Source organism: Rhodoferax ferrireducens (genome assembly GCF_049302455.1).
GTDB classification, from domain to species: domain Bacteria; phylum Pseudomonadota; class Gammaproteobacteria; order Burkholderiales; family Burkholderiaceae_C; genus Rhodoferax; species Rhodoferax ferrireducens_B.
This window is the reverse complement of sequence record NZ_JBAQMD010000037.1, coordinates 54,157-71,350: the sequence shown is the minus strand read 5'-3', so window position 1 is coordinate 71,350 and position 17,194 is coordinate 54,157. Positions and strand designations below refer to the sequence as shown.

The window sequence follows — 17,194 nt, the reverse complement described above, 5'->3', positions numbered from 1 at the left end:
AACCCATTGAATGGGGTATGACCATGATTCGACTCAACGACCAGATTCGCCTGACCCGCAAGGAAATTGAAGTGTTTACCAAGATCACCGATATCGAACCGGTGGACATTCGCACCTTGGGCGACCTGGAGGCCTATGTCGCACGGTGCAAAGCGCATTACTGGGGTGTTTCGGAGCAAACGGAGTTTGTCCACTGGCTGATTGACCGGGAATACCGGCAGTGCCGCCAGGTCGCATAGCGATGGTGGCTGGGTGGTGTTGCCAGTCCGCGCTCATCGCAATTCAGTATCAAAGATGAGCCTGCCCCACCCCGAAGGGCAAGGCAGGTTCCACGGGGCGTAGCAGGGATACGCCGGGTACGGGACACTTTCAGGCGGCCTTGAGCATCAGGCCGAACAGCTGTTCAATGCGCGAAGCATCGCCCAGTTGCATTGCCTGGCAGACTTTTTTGACGATCGGATCCACCGAAACGTCAACGACATCAGCCGCTTCAACGGTTGCCAGCGCGGCACCCGTTGGCGTCAGCACTTTGAGGGCACCTCTGCCGTTGGTCCAACTGGCTTCGATCGCATGTCCGCGATGGGCATCCAGGCGATCAAGAACCAACTGGACGCCAGCGTCGAAGGCCTCCAGCGTCACGACGTCTTCCAGATCACCGCACGCACGGCTATAGAAATGGACCTTGTACGCCACAGGCGCCAGCGCCTGAATGTCATCAAGACGCAAGTCTGGCATCAGAAAGACAGGCGTCTCAGTCGCACTCACAGGTGCCACCGTCTGGTCTTGTGCAAGGCGGTCCAGTTTCAGCAACAGGGCGTCAGCGTGGTTACGGTCTTGCAGCACGAGCAGGGTGCGCATGGCGAGGATCTCCTGCGTCATGAGTCGCAATTCCTGGACGATGGCGCGTTCAGCGCGTGCCTCGATGGCACGCAGGGTATCAGCAATGGATGTCATGGATGAATTCCTTTCAAAAGGGATGCCGCCAAGCCCCAAGGCAAGTCGACGGGATGGGCTGACGTGCAGCCCACAGGTGTTGACAAATCAGGCCGCCTTGCGGGCAGCCGGGGAAGGGGCCGAATCACTGGCCTGCGCGGTCGCAGCAGCAGGTTCTGCCGGCTCGCCCGTTCTCTGTTGACGGAAGTCCGCCTGCGCCGTGGCAAAGGTGGGCTCTTGGGTCAACTGCCTGGCTTTGGCCATGGCAGGCTCTTTGCCGACATCTCTGCCGGTCTCGGGCAGGCACTCGACGACGATGTCGCCGCTCTGGCGCAGACTTCGACGCCATGCGTTCGGCCATTGGACGAACAGCTGCGTGAACAGCCCACCGCAAAACCAGCGTACGAACATCCCAATCCGTTTGTTGCGCGCCTGTCGGACCTTGTGCGTGCGCAAGGATTCCTTGCAGCACAGGTACAAAGCCAGATGGGAGCGCTTCATGTCGGGATCGGAATCCAGTTGGGCCAGCACTTCGGTAGCGAGGGCAAGGTCGTTGCCAACACGCTTGTAAAAACTGACCCAGGCTCTTTCTTCCTCGTGCTCGATGCTGGGGCGCTTCGTGCGAGGATGGGGTTTCTCAAGGGACATGGTGTTTCTCCAGATGAAAGAGGGAACACCTTTTCCCCGGCGGGGAGACGGTGGACTCCCCGAGGGCTTGCGAAGATACATGCCACTGATAAGCTCAGTGACAAACAGGAAAGGCCCACACCATGTTTCGTGCAGGCAGCGCGGTAAGGTTCACGCCCAACGAAGTCGAGGACTACCGATCACTCGGTATCGACTTCGCAGGGACGCGAACACAGGACGACATCGAACAGGCGCTGGGCCGGTGGGCCCAGACGCTGTCCGACGAACGTCCTGATCTGCTGGACAAGATCGTCCTGGAGATGGCGAAGGCCAAGGGCGTGCGACTGCCCGCATCGCTGGACCTAGTGGTCAGCGACTTGCCTTCTGCCGGTTCTCCCGGGCAATCCTGATCCAACGGTCGGCGATTTGGTCCAGGTAGACCAGATCGTCGGGCTCAATCTCCCCAGCCTTCCTCAGCCGAGCGATCACTTCCTTGACCAGTTGTGGGTCATCCTTGGCGAGTTGAATCGCCATGGCGGCTACGCGCTTGCGGTAAAGACTGGCCAGCATGGTCAGACTGCCGAAGCACAGGCTTCTACAACCGATGCGTTCTGTTCGGAAACAGACCGGTACGGTTTCAACAATGCGGCCACCACTGGCTTGCGAACCGCGAGCATCCGGGCAAGGCCGGATCCTCCCAGTAGCACGCCAATGGGGCGCGTTTCTCTTTTCACAGGGACTGCGAACATGGTGCTCTCCTTCAGGGTCAGAAGGGGAACACCCATCCCCGGCGGGGAACTTGGAGTTCCCCGTTCGGGAATGCTCGGGCCATAGATGGCCGAGCAGCTTGGTGGCGACACCTTTCGGTATGCCATGAAAACGAAAACCCCCGGTTCTTTCGAACGGGAGCCTTCTATCGATGCCGAACTGCAATGACATGCAAGATGTCACCGCGCACGGCATTGCATGCCGTCAAGCCCGAGGGTTTAACGGCAAGCACAGTGGTCAGCCTGGGGCTGAACGGATCACGAAGCCATGCGCATAAAGCGTATGGCCTGACCAGGCGAAAGCCCGGACTCTTTCAAAGGCAGGTAACGACTGCGACGCCAGTCATACTGGACTTCAGGAGGACAGGAATCCTCTGATGAAGGCTGTGCAGGCTCGATGCCCACGGATAGCCCTAGCAGTGTGGCTCGGGAGGTGGCGAGTGATCAAGGATGTGCCGCAACAGGCAGGGCGATACCACCCCGAAGCGCCCGCAACATCGGGTGTTTTTGGGTGGTGCATGACAAGCTCGGCAGATCAATTGATGAGCCGCTTTTTGCGACAGCATCGTTTTCGGGGAGTTCGATCAGGTTCTGTTGTCTCTGTGGAAAACATGGACCCCGACTCAAGATGGTCACGCGCAAATGGGTGGATAACTCCCAGACGGTCTGTTCACCCAATGTGGATGGGCCGCGGCAACCAGATTGCGGTACACGCAAAAGAAAAGGCCCCGCGGGCCTTTCGTATTGGGCGACAGAGCCGCGTATCCAAATTACTTCTTCGCAGCCGGTTTTGCCTTCTTGGCCGGGGCAGCCGCTTTAGCAGCGGGCTTTGCCTTGGGCGCCACAGGTGCTGCAACAGCAGGCGCAACCTTCAGTGCAGTGCGCTGATCACGCAGGGTGTTGATTTCAGCTGCGATCTTGTTTTTACGCTCGGTCAGCTTGGCGATGTTTGCCGTCAGTTTGGCAATGGCCTTGGCTGTCTTGGACACAGGGGCCTTCGCAGCGGGTTTTGGCGCCTTCGCGGGAGCCGTTACCTTCTTTGTTGTCGTCGCAGCCTTGGGAGCCACTTTCTTCGCAGTTGCCATTTGTATTCCTATTTTGTTATCTGGCGAATCTATTTTTGCCAGGCAAGTATTGTCCTCAATATTTTGATGCTCTGGAATTTACGGGTCGTCTATGGAGACTGACATGGATTCAATCCAGCTGGTAGATAGTCTTTGCATTGGCCGACAGGAAGATTCAACTGTTCAAGCTCAGGCGGTTCGTGGCGACGGGTCTGCTTTCGCAAACGCATGAGGATCCGGGCTGGTTGACGCGGCAATTCCGGGAAATGAACATCCGCGATGTGGACGACGGGTGATAGGCTAGACCTTGACAAGGGATGCCTTTTAAGATATCTTAAAGATATCCAAAACAAGGAGATTCCATAATGAACACCCGTGCCGCTGCCGACCAGATCGCCTTCCGCTACCGTACCGTCGACAGCGCCACGGGCGTGACGCGCGAAACCGCAAAACGGGTGGCGGAACGCCTGGGCGTTGATGAGACTCAGGCTATCCACATTGCACTGCACACAATGGCCGTCAAGCTGCTGCCGCAGTATGAGGCGGATGAGGGGCCGCTGACTGCCGCCCAAGTTCGTCAAATCAAGAAGCGTGTCCCGCAGGGCAAAAAGCGTTCGGTACGCTCCAGCCTGTTTGAGGCCGAGTTGGCATGATGCCTCAGTGGTGGGGCGAACCTACTGCTGGCGAAATTGTTTGGTGCCACTTTCCCGACGATGTCAACCCGCGCCCGAAGCCACGGCCAGCGCTGATTCTGGCGGTATTTGATGACGATGCGCCGCAGTTTCACGTTCGAGTTGCCTACGGTACCAGCCAACGCACGACTACCCTGCACCGAGGCGAATTCGCCATCCTGCGTGACCGCAATCTGGCGGCTTATGAGGCAGCGGGTCTCAGCTTTGACACCAAGTTCGATTTAAAGCAAGCGCTCGATCTGCCGTACACGACAGAGTGGTTCTCGGTGCCGCCTGCGGCACCACATGGCCAGACGCCCAAGCTTGGCACCTTGCATCCTTCGCTGGTGCGCGCTGTGCAAGCCGCATTTCAGGCGGCCAACGGGTGAGTCAGGGGGGCTGACGGTCGGCATTGGTTGATCGCTGTCGAAAGTTTTGCAGCTCGTTCTCTGGGCATGCCCAATTTACGGGCAGGCCAGTCGTACCATTGCCAGACGCGGGTTGTCGGCTTGCCGGGACCTGCTTGTCCACAGCCTCTGTGGATAAACAAGCACAAAAAAAGACCCCCATCGCTTTTCAGCCATGGGGGTCAACTTGATCAAGCTGCCTGTCGCACCTCTTCGGCATCAACCTTCGCGCTGCCCGCTTCATCCTTGTCCAGATCAAGCTGCTTGAGCAGCTCTCGCTGACGGGCGAGCAGATTCACCAGACGGCCTTCGTGTTCAAAGGTCCGAGCCAGCTCCAGCCGGATGTCTTCCAGCCGCTTGCGCCGCACCTCCAATTGCACAACTGCATCGGTGTGGTGCTTGACCACCGATTCCAGCGCCGCCATCAGTGCGGCCACGAGGGCGGGCCCTGTTTGGTACGGTTCGGCGTTGTACAGGCAATGGCCTGACAGGTACAGGTTGGGCACTTCCTCGCCGCGTGCCGCAAGGATGCCCAGGTCAAATCCGCCAAACCGGCCGACCACCCGTTCAATCATCCGGGTGCCGGTACGAACCTCTTCTTTCGCTGTTTTTACCAAGCCCCGCAGGACTTCCCCTACGGCATCCGGTCCGGTGACGGGGCGACCCGCCAGTTCGAGGCCAATACCCTGCATGGTTTGCGGCTCAACCCGCTCCACGTCCTGGGCATACAGCGCAATCTTTTTCTCCAGCGCTTCGATCATCATCGGCAACCGGCCCACTTCGCTTTCGTTGGCATAGCGCTGATTGCGCCATACCGAGAAGAGCGTCGAGAGTTTGGCCACTTCCGCATCTACCCCAGCTTTTTCGATGACAAGTGGATTGCCGGACGCCAGGGCTTTCACCTCGGCATACGACAGCGTCGCCAGTTCCACGTCCTCCAGTGAGCGGATACCCTTGTCGCCCTTCATCACCTGGGCAATAAAGCGCGCCTTGGTCTCCAGCGTCTGCCACAGGTAGGCATCGAAGCTTTGTTCCGTCACGTACCTGAATATCTCCACCTCCTCACACTCGTTGCCCTGACGCAGGATGCGCCCCTCTCTTTGCTCGACGTCACAGGGACGCCAGGGCGCATCGAGGTGGTGCAGGGCGCACAGCCGGGTCTGCACGTTGGTGCCGACTCCCATCTTCGCCGTCGATCCGAGCAGCACCCGGACTCGTCCGTCGCGCACCGCCTTGAACAGCGTGGCCTTCTGGATGTCGGTGTCGGCATCGTGCACGAAGGCGATGTCCTTGTCAGGCAGACCTGCTTCGATCAGCCTTTGCCGCAAATCGTCATAGACGCTGAACCCTTTGTCCCCCTTGGGCGATGACAGATCGCAAAACACCATCTGGGCACCGCGGAAGTCCGTACTCCTGCGCCAGATGTCCATCACCTCACCTACGCAGGCGGCCACCTTGCCCTTGGTATCAAACTTGGCCAGCGGTGCCACCAGCCGGAAATCTAGCGCAGCCTTGCGGCCGTCCGTGGTGATTGCCAGCATGTTGTCATCCTGCGGTTTCACGTGTCCGCTGCGGATGGCCTCCGCCCGCAGCACCAGCGTTTCCACAAAGGCCTTGAGTGCCTGGCTGGCCGGGCAGGCCACGATGCGTGCTTTGCCCCCGCGTAATGGCGGGACTGGCAAGTTCAGCATTTCCGCCGTGCGGATGTCGGCCACTTCACCAAACACCGCCATCAACTCGGGCACATTGATGAACCGTGCAAACCGCGTGTGCATGCGGTATCCACTGCCATCCGGTGCAATCTCCAGCGCCGTGACGCTCTCGCCGAACGTGGCGGCCCAGGCATCGAACTGCTGCAAGCCCAGTTCCTCCAGGCGATTGGGCTGCAGGTAGCGCATCATGGTATGGATCTCCGCCATGGTGTTGGCCACCGGTGTCGCCGTTGCGAACACCACTCCGCGCTGCACATGCCCATGGATTTGCATGGTGTAACGGGTCTTCAGGAACAGATCGAATGCCCGTTCCGAGCTGGTCAGGGGCAAACCCGCGACCCGCGTCATCTTGGTGAACCGGTACAGGTTCTTATGTAAATGCGCCTCGTCCACGAACAGGCAGTCAATGCCCAGCAGTTCCCAGGTGAGCAGGTCATCCTTCTTCTGGTCCGCCAGCAGCCGTTCCAGCCTGGCTGCCCAGTTCTTCTTCATTGCCTCCAGTTGCTTGACGATCCGGTTGGACTTGTCATTGCTCTTTTCTGCGCGTACCGCCATTTCTAACTCATGAATGATCTCCTTGATAAACGTTTCGGTGAATTGCGGCGACATCTTGATGCGCTCAAAGCTTGAGTGCGTGATGACCACTGCGTCCCAATTGCCTGTGGCGATGCGCGACACCAGCTCGCGCCGACGGTCGCCCTCCAGGTCTTCCTTGCTGGCCATCAAGACCGAGGCATTCGGGTAGAGCCGAACGAATTCTGCCGTGTATTGCTGCAACATGTGGTTCGGGACCACATGGCAAGGCTTGGTGACGAAACCCAGCCGACGCAGCTCCATGCTGGCGATCACGCACACCGCCGTCTTGCCGGCGCCGACCACATGGAACAGTCCGGTGTTGCCGGACTGCACGATGCGCCAGACGGAATCCAACTGGTGCGGGTGCAGCACGAAGCATCGGGAGAACCCCGGCAGCTTCAGGTGGGAGCCATCGAACTGCCGTGGCCGGGTGGCGTTGAACAGGTCGTTGTAAATCCGGCACAGCTTTTCTCGCCGCACCGTGTCCTCAAAGGCCCAGCCCGCAAAGCGGTCTTTGATCAGGCCCAGTTTCTCGCGTGCGGCCAGCGTTTCATCAGAGTTGACGACATACCTGTCCGTCTCGGGGTCCGGGTCGCGTACCGTGGGCACCTGCACGTTCAGTGCGCATTGCACCAGTTCGATGCCGTTCATGCGCGAGGTGCCAAACTCCTGCGTCACCTTCACATTCTGGCGCGCTGTCCAGTCGTTGTAGCGTACCGACCAGGCTCCGGCCTCGGCCGAATAGCTGACCTGGCAGTCCTTGAGCTCCAGAACTTCCTGGACGAAAGCCTCGACGTCCATGGCGGGAATCCAGACCGCGCCCAGGCGGGGTTCGATGGACGCTGGCGGCAGGTCTTCGGGTTGCACCTGTTCCAGCGCGTCGATATTGCGCCGGTAGGCGCTGCCCGACATCACAGCCTGCTTGAGCTTGGCCTTCACGTTGCCCGACAGGTAGTCGTCGGCGGTTTTCCAATCGCTATCCGCTGGGTCAAGAAAGACCTGTCCGGCCTCGGCCAGCGCCTGCAGCACAGCATCTTCGGGCGCGGCCAGCAATCCGGCCATGTAGGCGGGATCAACCCGGCCACGCCATTGGATGGACGCCGCCAGCGCCTCGGTCGGTTCCCCCGCCGTGGTTGGCTCCACTACCCGTGTCAACGTACGCCGTGTGAACAGCGCCGCTTTCTTGGCGGTGTCCGACTCTTCGTCGTAGTGCTCCAGCGACAGCAGCAGCGGGTAGTCCGGGTCGCGCCGGAACGCCAGCGCATTGGCCCGGGTGCTCAGGCAACCGTATTTCGTGATGAAGCGGTCGTAAGTGCCGTTGAGCAAAGCCCGCAGATGACCCAGTCGCCCGTCCTTACTTTCGGACAACTGGGCATCCAGCAGCGAACGAGCGTAGTCCCGGATCGCGCACATGCCGGTGATCCGGCCTCGCTGTGTGGCGTTGAGTCGCTCATGGACGTCCGTCATCTCACTGCCTTCGACCCGATGTACCCGCCCTTGGTGGAGGCGGTAACTGCCGGGGCGGGCACCGGATTCAGCCGGCACGACGACCCGTAGCGCCACCGGTTTTCTAATCTGTGGCGCGTAGACATCAGAAGGGAGCAGGGCGATGCGTTCCGGCAAGGTGGTTTCCAAGTCACCGTCGAACACCGCGACCGGCACTTCGTCGTAGCCGTTGCTCTCCTGTCGGATTCGGCCGATGCAGAATTCCGGGTGCTTGGCATACCAGGCATTGATCTGCAGGTATCTCTGGTAGCACTGCGGGTCGCGCAGTGCCTCGGGTACTACATTGAGGTCCAGCCAGGTGTCGTCGACTGTCTCGGCCCGCTGCCGCTTACGCAGGAACAGAATGTCGGTCTGCACTTCCGTGGACGCAATGCCTGCGAAGGCACCCCGTGGGAGCCGGATTGCACCGAGCAACTGGGCTTGCGAACCCAGGTAGCGGCGCACGCTGTCATCTTGTGCATCCAGCGTGTAACTGGTGGTGATCAGGCACACCAGTCCGCCGGGCCGAACCAGATCCAGCGCCCTGCCAAAGAAGTAGTTGTGGATGCTGAAACGGGCGTAGGGCCGGTTGCTCACGTCGGCGACTTGGTATTTGCCGAACGGTACATTGCCGATCACCAGGTCAAACCAGTTGTCAGCCAGGGCGGTTTTCTCGAAGGGAGAAATCCGCACGTCCACGCCACCCGGTGCATACAGTGCGTGCAGCATGCGACCGGACAACTGGTCGATTTCTACCGCCGTGACACTGCTTTGCTCGGCGATGGCCGTTGGCATCGCGCCAATGAAATGGCCAATGCCCGCAGCGGGCTCCAGAATGCGCCCGCCACTGAAACCAAAGCGCTGCACGGCCTGCCATATTGCCTCGATCACATGGACTTCGGTGTAGTGGCTGTTGTTGACCGAGGCTCGGGCGGATTCGGATTCATCCGGGGTCAGTAGTTCGCTCAATTGACGCGCACGTTTGGCCCAAGCTGTGTCGTCAGCTTCCAAGTTGAAGCTGGCGGGTAACCCACCCCAGCCGGTGTAGCGCAGCAGGGTGCTGCGTTCGTCCGGGGTAGCCGGGCGATCCTCGGCGTCAATTTGTCGTAGTCCCTTGATGGCGGCCAGGTTGGCCTCGAACTTGGTGACGCTGCCGCCCAGATTGTGCAAGTCGGCGCGGATCAACTGTGGCCACAAATTGCGGATTGCCGTTTCTGCGGTGCCGCTGACTACACGCCAGTTGACACGCTGACGGGCGGGTTCGACCGACTCATCAGCAGAACTTTCCTCCATTGAAGAGGCCAGTTCAGACGTCGGCGGCTCGGTATCGATGAAAAGAGCTGCGGGCTCGGATGGCTCCGGATTGAACCCGGGTAACCATAGGGACGGCGCGGTATAGCGTGCCATGGGTGTGTTCTCCAAAAAATATGGGGAACACAGCCACCCACTGGGAGACGTGCTCCCCGGGTGGGAATGAATGAGAGGGGCAGAAATGCCCCCCCGTGTGTGAACGCGAGCACGCCGGGCTTCCGGAGAAGCGGGCGGGCTCAATGTGCTAAGAAGGAAAGAAATGGTCGACCGTCGGACGACGGCGGACGAAGGACTCAAGTGGGGTAAGAACCCAGGTGCGAATGACCGCGGCAGGGTACAGTGCCAACAGGGAAGGCGGGTAACGACCGCAACGCCTGAGCTGACCCAGGAACGCTCCGACGAGCGCGCTTTGGCCGAGGCCAAGGTGCGGGATCAGTGTGCCATTGCCAGACGGTGGGCGCACGCACTTCTACGAGTTTTCAGGTGCAATGCCGGAAAAAGCAGATCGATTTCTGGTGGTAAACGCATGGGTCAAAATTCAGCGGCACCCTGCGGTGCAGGTCGCAAGCCCGGCGGAGTCTCTGCCGGTTCAGGGGTGGTGTCAGTTCACCCTGTTAGAGCAGGTGTCGGGCCTGTAACAAGGCCTCAATCCGTCGTACATAGGCGAATCACTGAATCTGTCGAACGGAGCCAAGGCGCATGGAGGAATTTCTGTGTCAACAAAAGAACCTCTGCATACGCATTGGGGGGCAAGAGCCTTTGCGGGAATGGCCTGTGTTACTGCGGTCTATTGTGATTAGCCCAACGATCTGGAAGGTGGATCGGAAGGGTGACCGTGATTCAACTCAAGTGCAAATTGACCAGTTGAAGCAGGGTCTGAGGCAGGGTCTGGCTTGGCTCCGCAACGAGCCGTTCGGTCGGCCCGTTGTTCCAGCGTAGCTCACCTTTAGTATCGTCGAACCATAGCACCGCTTCTTTGAAGGTGCGATGTTGTCGCGGGGACGCGACCATTTCCACGAACTGCAGCGTGGTGACTGTCGCTGCCTCGATCCACAGCCATTGGTAAACCGTGGCTTTGGTCGCGAGCGCGGATTGGTCGAGCCGTTTTATTTCCGCAAGATACCCTTGTGGTGCGGAAAACAGGAACAGGACTTCGTACAGCGGCGGCATGGGCAGGGCGGCGGTGGTGCGGAGCAATGCGGAATTCAGGCTGAATTTTGTGACGCGATTTCCCGCGCAACATGCAGCGATGCTATCGCACTGAAGGGCTTGAAGAACGCGCAGCGCATGAGATTCTGAAGGCATGGACAGCACGTCGCTGGTCCCTTTTTAACCCTTCAGGAGTCTCCATGAAATTCTCGAAAGCCGAAATCGAAGCCGTCATCGAAGCATCGCCCCGCACCACCATCCCCTTCAACAAGCTGATCCTGTCGGAAACTTACCAGGCCCGCTCGGCTGGCAGCACGTCGAAGATGAGCATTGCCGAACTGGCGGCATCCATCAAGGAAAGTAATGTCCTGCAAAACCTGATCGTGGTGAAGGGCGCACGCGGTCTGTTCGAGGTTTGTGCAGGTGGTCGCCGCCTTGAGGCGCTAACCCTGCTGGTTGCCAATAGTGACATTCCAGACAACTATCCCGTGCCTGTGCTGATGGTGCCTGCCGACAAGGCACTGATCGCCAGCTTGGCGGAGAACTGCTTCCATATCCCGCTCCATCCCGCCGAGGAATACACCGCCTTTGCCAAGTTGACGGCCCAGGGTAAGTCGGTCGAAGACGTTGCCGCCGCCTTCGGTGTCACACCTCTGGTGGTCAAACGCCGCATGAAGCTGGCCACGGTCTCTCCCCAATTGATGGCTCAGTTCCGGGCCGACAAGATCGGTCTGGACTGCTTGATGGTGCTGGCTTCGGTGGACGACCACCACAAGCAGGAACAGACCTGGTCTGGTGTGCCGACCTGGAATCGCCGTCCCGACTACCTGCGCCAATTGCTTACACAGGGCGAGATTGAGTCTGACAGCGACCCCGTCGCCCGGTACGTGACTGTCAAGGCTTACGAGAAAGCCGGTGGCACCCTGCGCCGCGACCTGTTCAGCGACGACGACAAGAAAGCCTACCTGCTGGATGCAGCACTGCTGGAGAAGCTGGCCACCGACAAACTGCAGAAAAAGGCGAAGCAGGTCGCCGCTGATGGCTGGAAATGGGTCGATGTCCGTGTCCGCTACAACTACGACGAGTTTGTCAAGTACGGCGCACTACGAAAAACCCGGCGCGAGCCCTCCGGACAGGAAGCCGCCAGCCTCTTGGAATTTGAAACCCGACTGGCTGCGTTGAACGACCAGATGGAGGCACTGGCCGAAGCAGAATCGGATGAAAGCGATGAAAATGGCGAATACGACAAGCTCGAAACCGAGTCCGAGAGCTTGCAGGCCCAGATCAAGGCACTGGAAGACACCTTCAACGTCTGGCCTGCTGACCTGATGGTCCAGGCTGGATGCGTGGTCTTCGTTGGCAACGATGGCACAGTGGCCCTCAAGTGCGGTTTGGTTCGTCCCGAAGACCGCAGCGACATGGCGCAGGCGGCGCGGCTGGCAGGCGAGGGCGCTGATGATGAATCGCTGGTGTCACTGCCTTCACCCAAGACCCGCCCAGTCCATTCCGACAAGCTGATGCGCCGTCTCACCGCCCACCGGGTGGCCGCAGTCCAGGCCGAACTGATTGACCGCCCCGACGTGGCGTTGGCCGCGATCACTGCCCATTTGGCCGTGAAACTGCTGGTCGACGGTTTCCGCCGCCATTACGGCAGCGACGATGTTTTGACGATGAGCGCCACCAACACCCATGCAAGTCTGCCGTCCGAAGCTGATGACATGAAGACCAGCGCAGCATGGCAGAAGATGGACACCGAGCGCGCAGCCTGGGCGGCTCGACTGCCGGAATCGGTAGATGCAATCTTTCCGTGGGTGCTGGCGCAGGAGCCCATCACTGTGCAGCAATTGCTGACCTTCCTCATTGCTTCGACCGTCACCGGTGTCTACGGTGTGGAGCGCAGCAAGCAGAGCACCGATGCGCTGGCTGTTGCATTGGGACTGGACATGAGCAAGTGGTGGTCGGCCACCGGCCCATCGTATTTCAACCACGTGTCCAAGGGCCGCATTTTGGAGGTCGTGACCGAAGCCGTCGATGCCAATGCCGCCAGTCCGCTGGACACACTCAAGAAGGATGCAGCCGTGACAGGCGCCGAACAGACCGTGGCGGGTACGGGCTGGTTGCCCACCGTGCTACGGGTCGGGATGTCTGAGAAGGTCAACCCGTCTGGAGATAGCGACGAACCGCCTGTGGCAATTGGCGAAGAGCATGTGGAACCGGACGGCGCAACACAGTGGGCGCAGGAGCCCGCGTTGGCCGGGTAACCAGAAGTCGGCAGTCAGCAACCCTGCGGAGGTTTGCCCAGGCGGACTGACACGGGGAGCGTGTCAGACCATGAGTTTTGAACTGTTGCAACGGAGGTTTCAAATCATGCAGAGAAAGTGGAACGTGCACGTGATCCGGGAAGGCCGGTCGCAGTACATCGGCGAGGTGAGCGAATCCAGCGAGGAAATGGCGCGTTGCGCGGCGCTGTCCCGGTTCGGTGTTGGCGCGGACGAGATCGACACCGGGGAGTCTCCGCCGCGCTGCGTGGCGATCTACCCCGATGACGACTTCGAGGTGTCGCCCGCAGCATAGGGCGATAACCACAATAGCCGTAGTGCGTCATAAGTGCAAAAATAGTGCATAATTTGACTGATAATCGTATAGGAAGAAAGTATGTTCCCTGCAACCCTTCAGGTTTCTCCTGCCTTGAGTCACGGTTTCGATGGCTTCATTGATTTCCTGCGTGACCAGGAAGCGGGGGCGTCTACGCTGTCGCCGAAGCGATTCGGCGACGTGTTGAGCATCGACATCCAGACGCTTGCCACCCAGGCACACGTCCATCGCAACACCATCAGCCGGGCACCGGCATCGGAGAGCGTGCAGAAATTTCTGCGCGAGGCGCTGCGCGTAATGCGCGCGGCCCATGACCTGTCCGGCGACGTCACCCGCGCCATCTTTTGGTATCGCAACGAGCCCTTGCCCCCGTTTGGCTACAAGACAGCAGAGCAACTGGTATCGGAAGGGCGCACTGAGGATGTTCTGCGCTATGTGGAGTCGCTTGAAGCGGGTGCCGCAGGATAAAGCTGACCGCGTTGGCCGACGTCACGGCTTACCGGATGCCTGTGCCCCGATGGGCCGTTGCACCAACCAGCGGGGCGGGGGCGGCCAAGCATGGCGGGAGGGCCAACCGACCCGGCGTGGAGGCACTCTATCTGGCAATGGAGACGGAAACGGCCGTTCGCGAATACCAGCAGGTTTCCACGCTGCTGCCTCCGGGCACGTTGACGAGTTACCGACTGACGGCAGCGCCGGTGGTCGATTTCTGACCTGCTTTCAAACACTGACGTCTTGAAAAGTGTCAGAAATAAGAAGATAATTCTACCAATTAAGAGTCATCGCCATGCAAACCCTCGCCAAACAAGTACTGGAGCACGCCTCCCGGTTGCCGGAAGGCACGCCTTTGGCCGCCAAAGAACTGCTGCACCTGGGCAGTCGAGCTGCGGTGGACCAAGTGCTGTCGCGTCTTGTGGGTCGCGGTACTCTGCTGCGCGCAGGCCGAGGCATCTATGTCCTGCCCGTCGAGAGTCGCTTCGGCACCCGTGCGCCTTCAACTGTCAAGATGGTTGAGGGTCTGGTAAGCCAGCGCGGGGAAACTATCGTGTCTCACGGCGCTGCCGCTGCCAATGCGCTGGGCTTGACCACGCAGGTGCCAATGCGGGCGGTATATCTCACATCCGGGCGCAGCCGCCAGTTGAAGCTGGGCGCACAAATGGTCGAGTTCCGGCACGCGCCGATCTGGCAATTGATCTTTCCAGGTCGAGCTGCCGGTGATGTGGTGCGAGCATTGGCCTGGTTGGGGCCAGAAAAAACCGCTGAGGCGATTCGGAAGTTGCGTTCCAAATTGCCATCGTCCGAGTTGGAAGAGGTCGCCTCGGCACGCGCCCGCCTGCCAACCTGGATGGCCCAAGAGGTCAGTGCTCTGGTGGCCCATGGTTGAGTTTTTCCAACTCTCCTCCGCAGAACGCCTGGAAGCGCTGAATACGGCAGCCAACACATCCGGCATTCCGCCGCACTTGCTGGAAAAAGACATCTGGGTGATTTGGACATTGCAACACCTCTTCACTGGCCCTTACGCGCAGCATCTCGTTTTCAAGGGCGGTACATCCCTGTCAAAAGCCTACGGTGTTGTCCGTCGCTTCTCCGAAGACGTGGACTTGACCTATGACATCAGGGCCATCGCAAGTGATTTGATGGGCGACACGGGTTCGCCGTTGCCGGCCAGCAAGAGCCAGGAAAAGAAATGGAGCAAAGAAATCCGTGCGCGCCTGGCAAGCTGGGTTGATGCCGAGATCGTGCCCCGGCTCAAGCAAGACCTTGCGTTGCAAAGTTTACCGGCAGTGGTACGGGCCGAGGGCGACAAAGTTTTTGTTGATTACGAACCGTTGACCAAAGGGACGGGCTATGTCCCACCGTCTGTCATGCTGGAATTCGGTGCCCGCTCCACGGGTGAGCCCAGTGAGCTACGCACCATCCGCTGTGACGCGGCCAAGCATCTACAAGGAGTCGAGTTCCCCACTGCAACGCCACAGGTCATGCGGGCTGAGCGAACCTTTTGGGAAAAGGCCACGGCTATTCACGTCTTTTGCGCCCAGGGTGAGTTCCGTGGCGGTGACCGCTTCGCGCGTCACTGGCATGACGTGACCCGGCTTGATGCTGCCGGTTTCGCGAATGCCGCCATCGCGGACAAGGCACTCGCTCAAGCAGTTGCCGATCACAAGAGTATGTTCTTCGCAGAGAAGAACCCCAAAGGCGATGTCATCGACTATCACGCGGCCGTCTCCGGTGGGCTCCAACTCGTACCGGGTGACGGGGCGTTGGCCAAATTGGCCGCTGATTATCAGCATATGGTCGATGATGGTTTATTCCTTGATGACGTCGAACCTTTCGAGGGTTTACTGGCGCGATGCCGAGTCATCCAGCAGAAGGCCAACGCAACCTGATCACCGGAATAGAACGCCATCCGAAAAGACCGCCACTTTATTCTTGCGGATGTGAATTGGTTTCTTTTCTGGCCGCTGATCTACCAGCGCCCTGTTGATTGACCGACGCAGCTCCCAGATACGCCCCCGAAGCTCGAATCCGCGCATGTCCTGCCAGTTCGGACACGGCCCGTCTCGCCGCCAGGTCCAGATCTGGCGGCAGCGGCCCACCGCCTCGCACCGGCGGCGGTTGACCCGTCTGGTCGCCGAAGAACTGGATCAAGACTTCATGGCGTAGGCCGTGTGCCGTCACGCCCAGTTCCCGAAACGTGATCCCGAATTTCTCCAATACGTAGTCAAAGCGCCGCAGGTTCTGTTTCAGATCATTGGCAGGGTCCCCCAAATAGGCATCCCGGTTGCATACCAGGCCTTGGGCGAGATCGACCGCCGCCAACCGGGCAGGGCTGTCCAAAGGTATAAAGCGAACCCGCCCGCCCTTGCCCTTGATCCTCACATACCGATCCGCTGCCTTGCTGTCGATGGGTAGTCCCGTTTCGCGGAAAGGCAAGACGTGCTCAAAGGGCCGGAACTGGATGGACTCCTTGCGTCGCAGCCCCATGGCATTGATCAATCGCAGCGAAGCGCCGACATACCGGTCGTAGGCGCAGACCCGCTCAATGAGTTCCTCAATATCGATTCCGGCGGCAGACCAGCTCTTGTCCCGCTGCGCATATTCATGCCGCTGGTATTCCTCCAAGCTCAGGCCGTAATGCGCTGGCCCCCGCACAAAGCCATGCTTGCCCATCCACATGCCCAAGCCGCGTAGGAAACTCAGGTAGGTTTGAATCGTGGCAGGGGCCAGATGCTCTTTTTGCCAGACTTGCACCATCGCATGAATGTGTTTCTGTCCCAGGTTGCGTGGATCGGGAATCGTGTTGAACCCTGCTTTGGCTTTCAGGTCACGAAAGAACCGCCGAAGGAACTGGGCGCGTTCATAGCGCGTCTTGTGGGAAACGGTTTTCTCCAGCGAGGTGTGCAGGGTGTTGAAGAGTTCCAGCAGTACCTCCAGCACTTTGAGTGGTGGCGCCTTGCCAGGCTGGTAACACGCGAGAATTTCTTCGGTGGTCTTGCCGGCCCACTGTAGGCGGCGCACGGGTTGACTGGCTGCCATGCGGCCAGGACTTACCGAGCCTTGAGGTCGGCGAAGAGAAGTTTCAAAAGAAGGTCTGTTTTTCATGGCGTTATGTTCCAGGGTCGACCGCTCGCCGCCCGAACGGCCAGCCGGTATTGAAAATTGCGTGGAATCCCAAGGGGGTCGCCTGTCGGGCGGATTCCGTCGCCCAGCAGGTCAGTGGTCAAAAACTCGGGCGCCGCACCCGACCACCGATGTGCGGCACCTACCCAAGGTTTTGCCAGCCAGCGCTTCTGCGCTGGCCAGCTCGGTCTTCCTTAAAAATGAAACATGTGATCCGTCCCACCTGTGCATTTCTACAACCATGGGGTTGGCGATGCCCACCCACCTCAAGGGCGG

Annotated in this window: 18 protein-coding genes; 10 read left to right on the top strand and 8 right to left on the bottom strand. The window is 59.6% G+C overall.

What is annotated here, in order from left to right:
* The first annotated feature begins 23 nt into the window (after nt 1-23).
* Entirely contained in the window at nt 24-239 is a 216-nt protein-coding gene (locus WA157_RS06680) for a hypothetical protein (RefSeq protein WP_422620215.1), read from the top strand.
* 130 nt (nt 240-369) lie between these two features.
* Here WA157_RS06680 and WA157_RS06675 read toward each other — a convergent pair whose 3' ends face one another.
* Nucleotides 370-954 carry a hypothetical protein gene (locus tag WA157_RS06675; RefSeq protein WP_296161702.1) on the bottom strand — a complete coding sequence of 195 codons (585 nt, stop codon included), beginning with the start codon at nt 952-954 and terminating at the stop codon, nt 370-372.
* A gap of 87 nt (nt 955-1,041) precedes the next feature.
* Complete coding sequence (locus tag WA157_RS06670; RefSeq protein ID WP_296161703.1) at nt 1,042-1,581, bottom strand: hypothetical protein; 540 nt, start codon at nt 1,579-1,581, stop codon at nt 1,042-1,044.
* A 122-nt stretch (nt 1,582-1,703) separates the two neighbouring features.
* On the opposite strand from WA157_RS06670, the gene WA157_RS06665 reads away from it, so the two are divergent.
* Entirely contained in the window at nt 1,704-1,970 is a 267-nt protein-coding gene (locus WA157_RS06665) for a hypothetical protein (RefSeq protein WP_296161704.1), read from the top strand.
* Here the strand turns inward: WA157_RS06665 and WA157_RS06660 are convergent.
* The 3 genes from WA157_RS06660 to WA157_RS06650 all read right to left on the bottom strand — a co-directional run bounded on the left by WA157_RS06660 (nt 1,930) and on the right by WA157_RS06650 (nt 3,412).
* Entirely contained in the window at nt 1,930-2,130 is a 201-nt protein-coding gene (locus WA157_RS06660) for a hypothetical protein (protein WP_296161705.1), read from the bottom strand. The genes WA157_RS06665 and WA157_RS06660 overlap by 41 nt on opposite strands.
* 2 nt (nt 2,131-2,132) lie before the next feature.
* Nucleotides 2,133-2,309 (bottom strand): hypothetical protein, encoded by a 177-nt coding sequence (locus WA157_RS06655; protein ID WP_296161706.1) that lies wholly within the window; start codon nt 2,307-2,309, stop codon nt 2,133-2,135.
* A gap of 788 nt (nt 2,310-3,097) precedes the next feature.
* Nucleotides 3,098-3,412: a histone protein gene (locus WA157_RS06650; protein ID WP_422620214.1), complete on the bottom strand. Its 315-nt coding sequence runs from the start codon at nt 3,410-3,412 to the stop codon at nt 3,098-3,100.
* Between the two features lie 344 nt (nt 3,413-3,756).
* Here WA157_RS06650 and WA157_RS06645 point away from each other — a divergent pair, with 344 nt between their 5' ends.
* Both WA157_RS06645 and WA157_RS06640 read left to right on the top strand, forming a co-directional pair.
* Nucleotides 3,757-4,044, top strand: a complete 288-nt coding sequence (locus tag WA157_RS06645; protein WP_422620213.1) for a hypothetical protein — start codon at nt 3,757-3,759, stop codon at nt 4,042-4,044.
* The gene (locus WA157_RS06640; RefSeq protein WP_422620212.1) at nt 4,041-4,451 is read left to right on the top strand and encodes a hypothetical protein; all 411 of its coding nucleotides are present in this window, start codon (nt 4,041-4,043) and stop codon (nt 4,449-4,451) included. The genes WA157_RS06645 and WA157_RS06640 overlap by 4 nt, the downstream gene beginning before the upstream one ends.
* 209 nt (nt 4,452-4,660) lie before the next feature.
* Here WA157_RS06640 and WA157_RS06635 read toward each other — a convergent pair whose 3' ends face one another.
* Entirely contained in the window at nt 4,661-9,649 is a 4,989-nt protein-coding gene (locus tag WA157_RS06635; protein ID WP_422620211.1) for an Eco57I restriction-modification methylase domain-containing protein, read from the bottom strand.
* 744 nt (nt 9,650-10,393) lie between these two features.
* Nucleotides 10,394-10,867: a hypothetical protein gene (locus WA157_RS06630; RefSeq protein WP_422620210.1), complete on the bottom strand. Its 474-nt coding sequence runs from the start codon at nt 10,865-10,867 to the stop codon at nt 10,394-10,396.
* A gap of 35 nt (nt 10,868-10,902) precedes the next feature.
* On the opposite strand from WA157_RS06630, the gene WA157_RS06625 reads away from it, so the two are divergent.
* The 6 genes from WA157_RS06625 (at nt 10,903) to WA157_RS06600 (ending at nt 15,684) form a co-directional block, all read left to right on the top strand.
* Nucleotides 10,903-12,963 (top strand): ParB/RepB/Spo0J family partition protein, encoded by a 2,061-nt coding sequence (locus WA157_RS06625; RefSeq protein WP_296161727.1) that lies wholly within the window; start codon nt 10,903-10,905, stop codon nt 12,961-12,963.
* A 70-nt stretch (nt 12,964-13,033) separates the two neighbouring features.
* Nucleotides 13,034-13,276 carry a hypothetical protein gene (locus WA157_RS06620; protein WP_422620209.1) on the top strand — a complete coding sequence of 81 codons (243 nt, stop codon included), beginning with the start codon at nt 13,034-13,036 and terminating at the stop codon, nt 13,274-13,276.
* Nucleotides 13,277-13,357: 81 nt separating this feature from the next.
* Nucleotides 13,358-13,765 carry a DUF2384 domain-containing protein gene (locus WA157_RS06615; protein ID WP_296161729.1) on the top strand — a complete coding sequence of 136 codons (408 nt, stop codon included), beginning with the start codon at nt 13,358-13,360 and terminating at the stop codon, nt 13,763-13,765.
* Nucleotides 13,766-13,800: 35 nt separating this feature from the next.
* Nucleotides 13,801-14,010 (top strand): RES domain-containing protein, encoded by a 210-nt coding sequence (locus WA157_RS06610; RefSeq protein WP_422620224.1) that lies wholly within the window; start codon nt 13,801-13,803, stop codon nt 14,008-14,010.
* Between the two features lie 74 nt (nt 14,011-14,084).
* A complete protein-coding gene (locus WA157_RS06605) occupies nt 14,085-14,681 on the top strand; it encodes a DUF6088 family protein (RefSeq protein WP_296161730.1) in 597 nt (198 codons plus the stop codon).
* Nucleotides 14,674-15,684: a nucleotidyl transferase AbiEii/AbiGii toxin family protein gene (locus WA157_RS06600; protein WP_422620208.1), complete on the top strand. Its 1,011-nt coding sequence runs from the start codon at nt 14,674-14,676 to the stop codon at nt 15,682-15,684. Before WA157_RS06605 ends, WA157_RS06600 begins: the two co-directional genes overlap by 8 nt.
* Nucleotides 15,685-15,721: 37 nt before the next feature.
* Here WA157_RS06600 and WA157_RS06595 read toward each other — a convergent pair whose 3' ends face one another.
* A complete protein-coding gene (locus WA157_RS06595) occupies nt 15,722-16,834 on the bottom strand; it encodes a phage integrase N-terminal domain-containing protein (RefSeq protein WP_296161873.1) in 1,113 nt (370 codons plus the stop codon).
* Nucleotides 16,835-17,194: the final 360 nt, after the last annotated feature.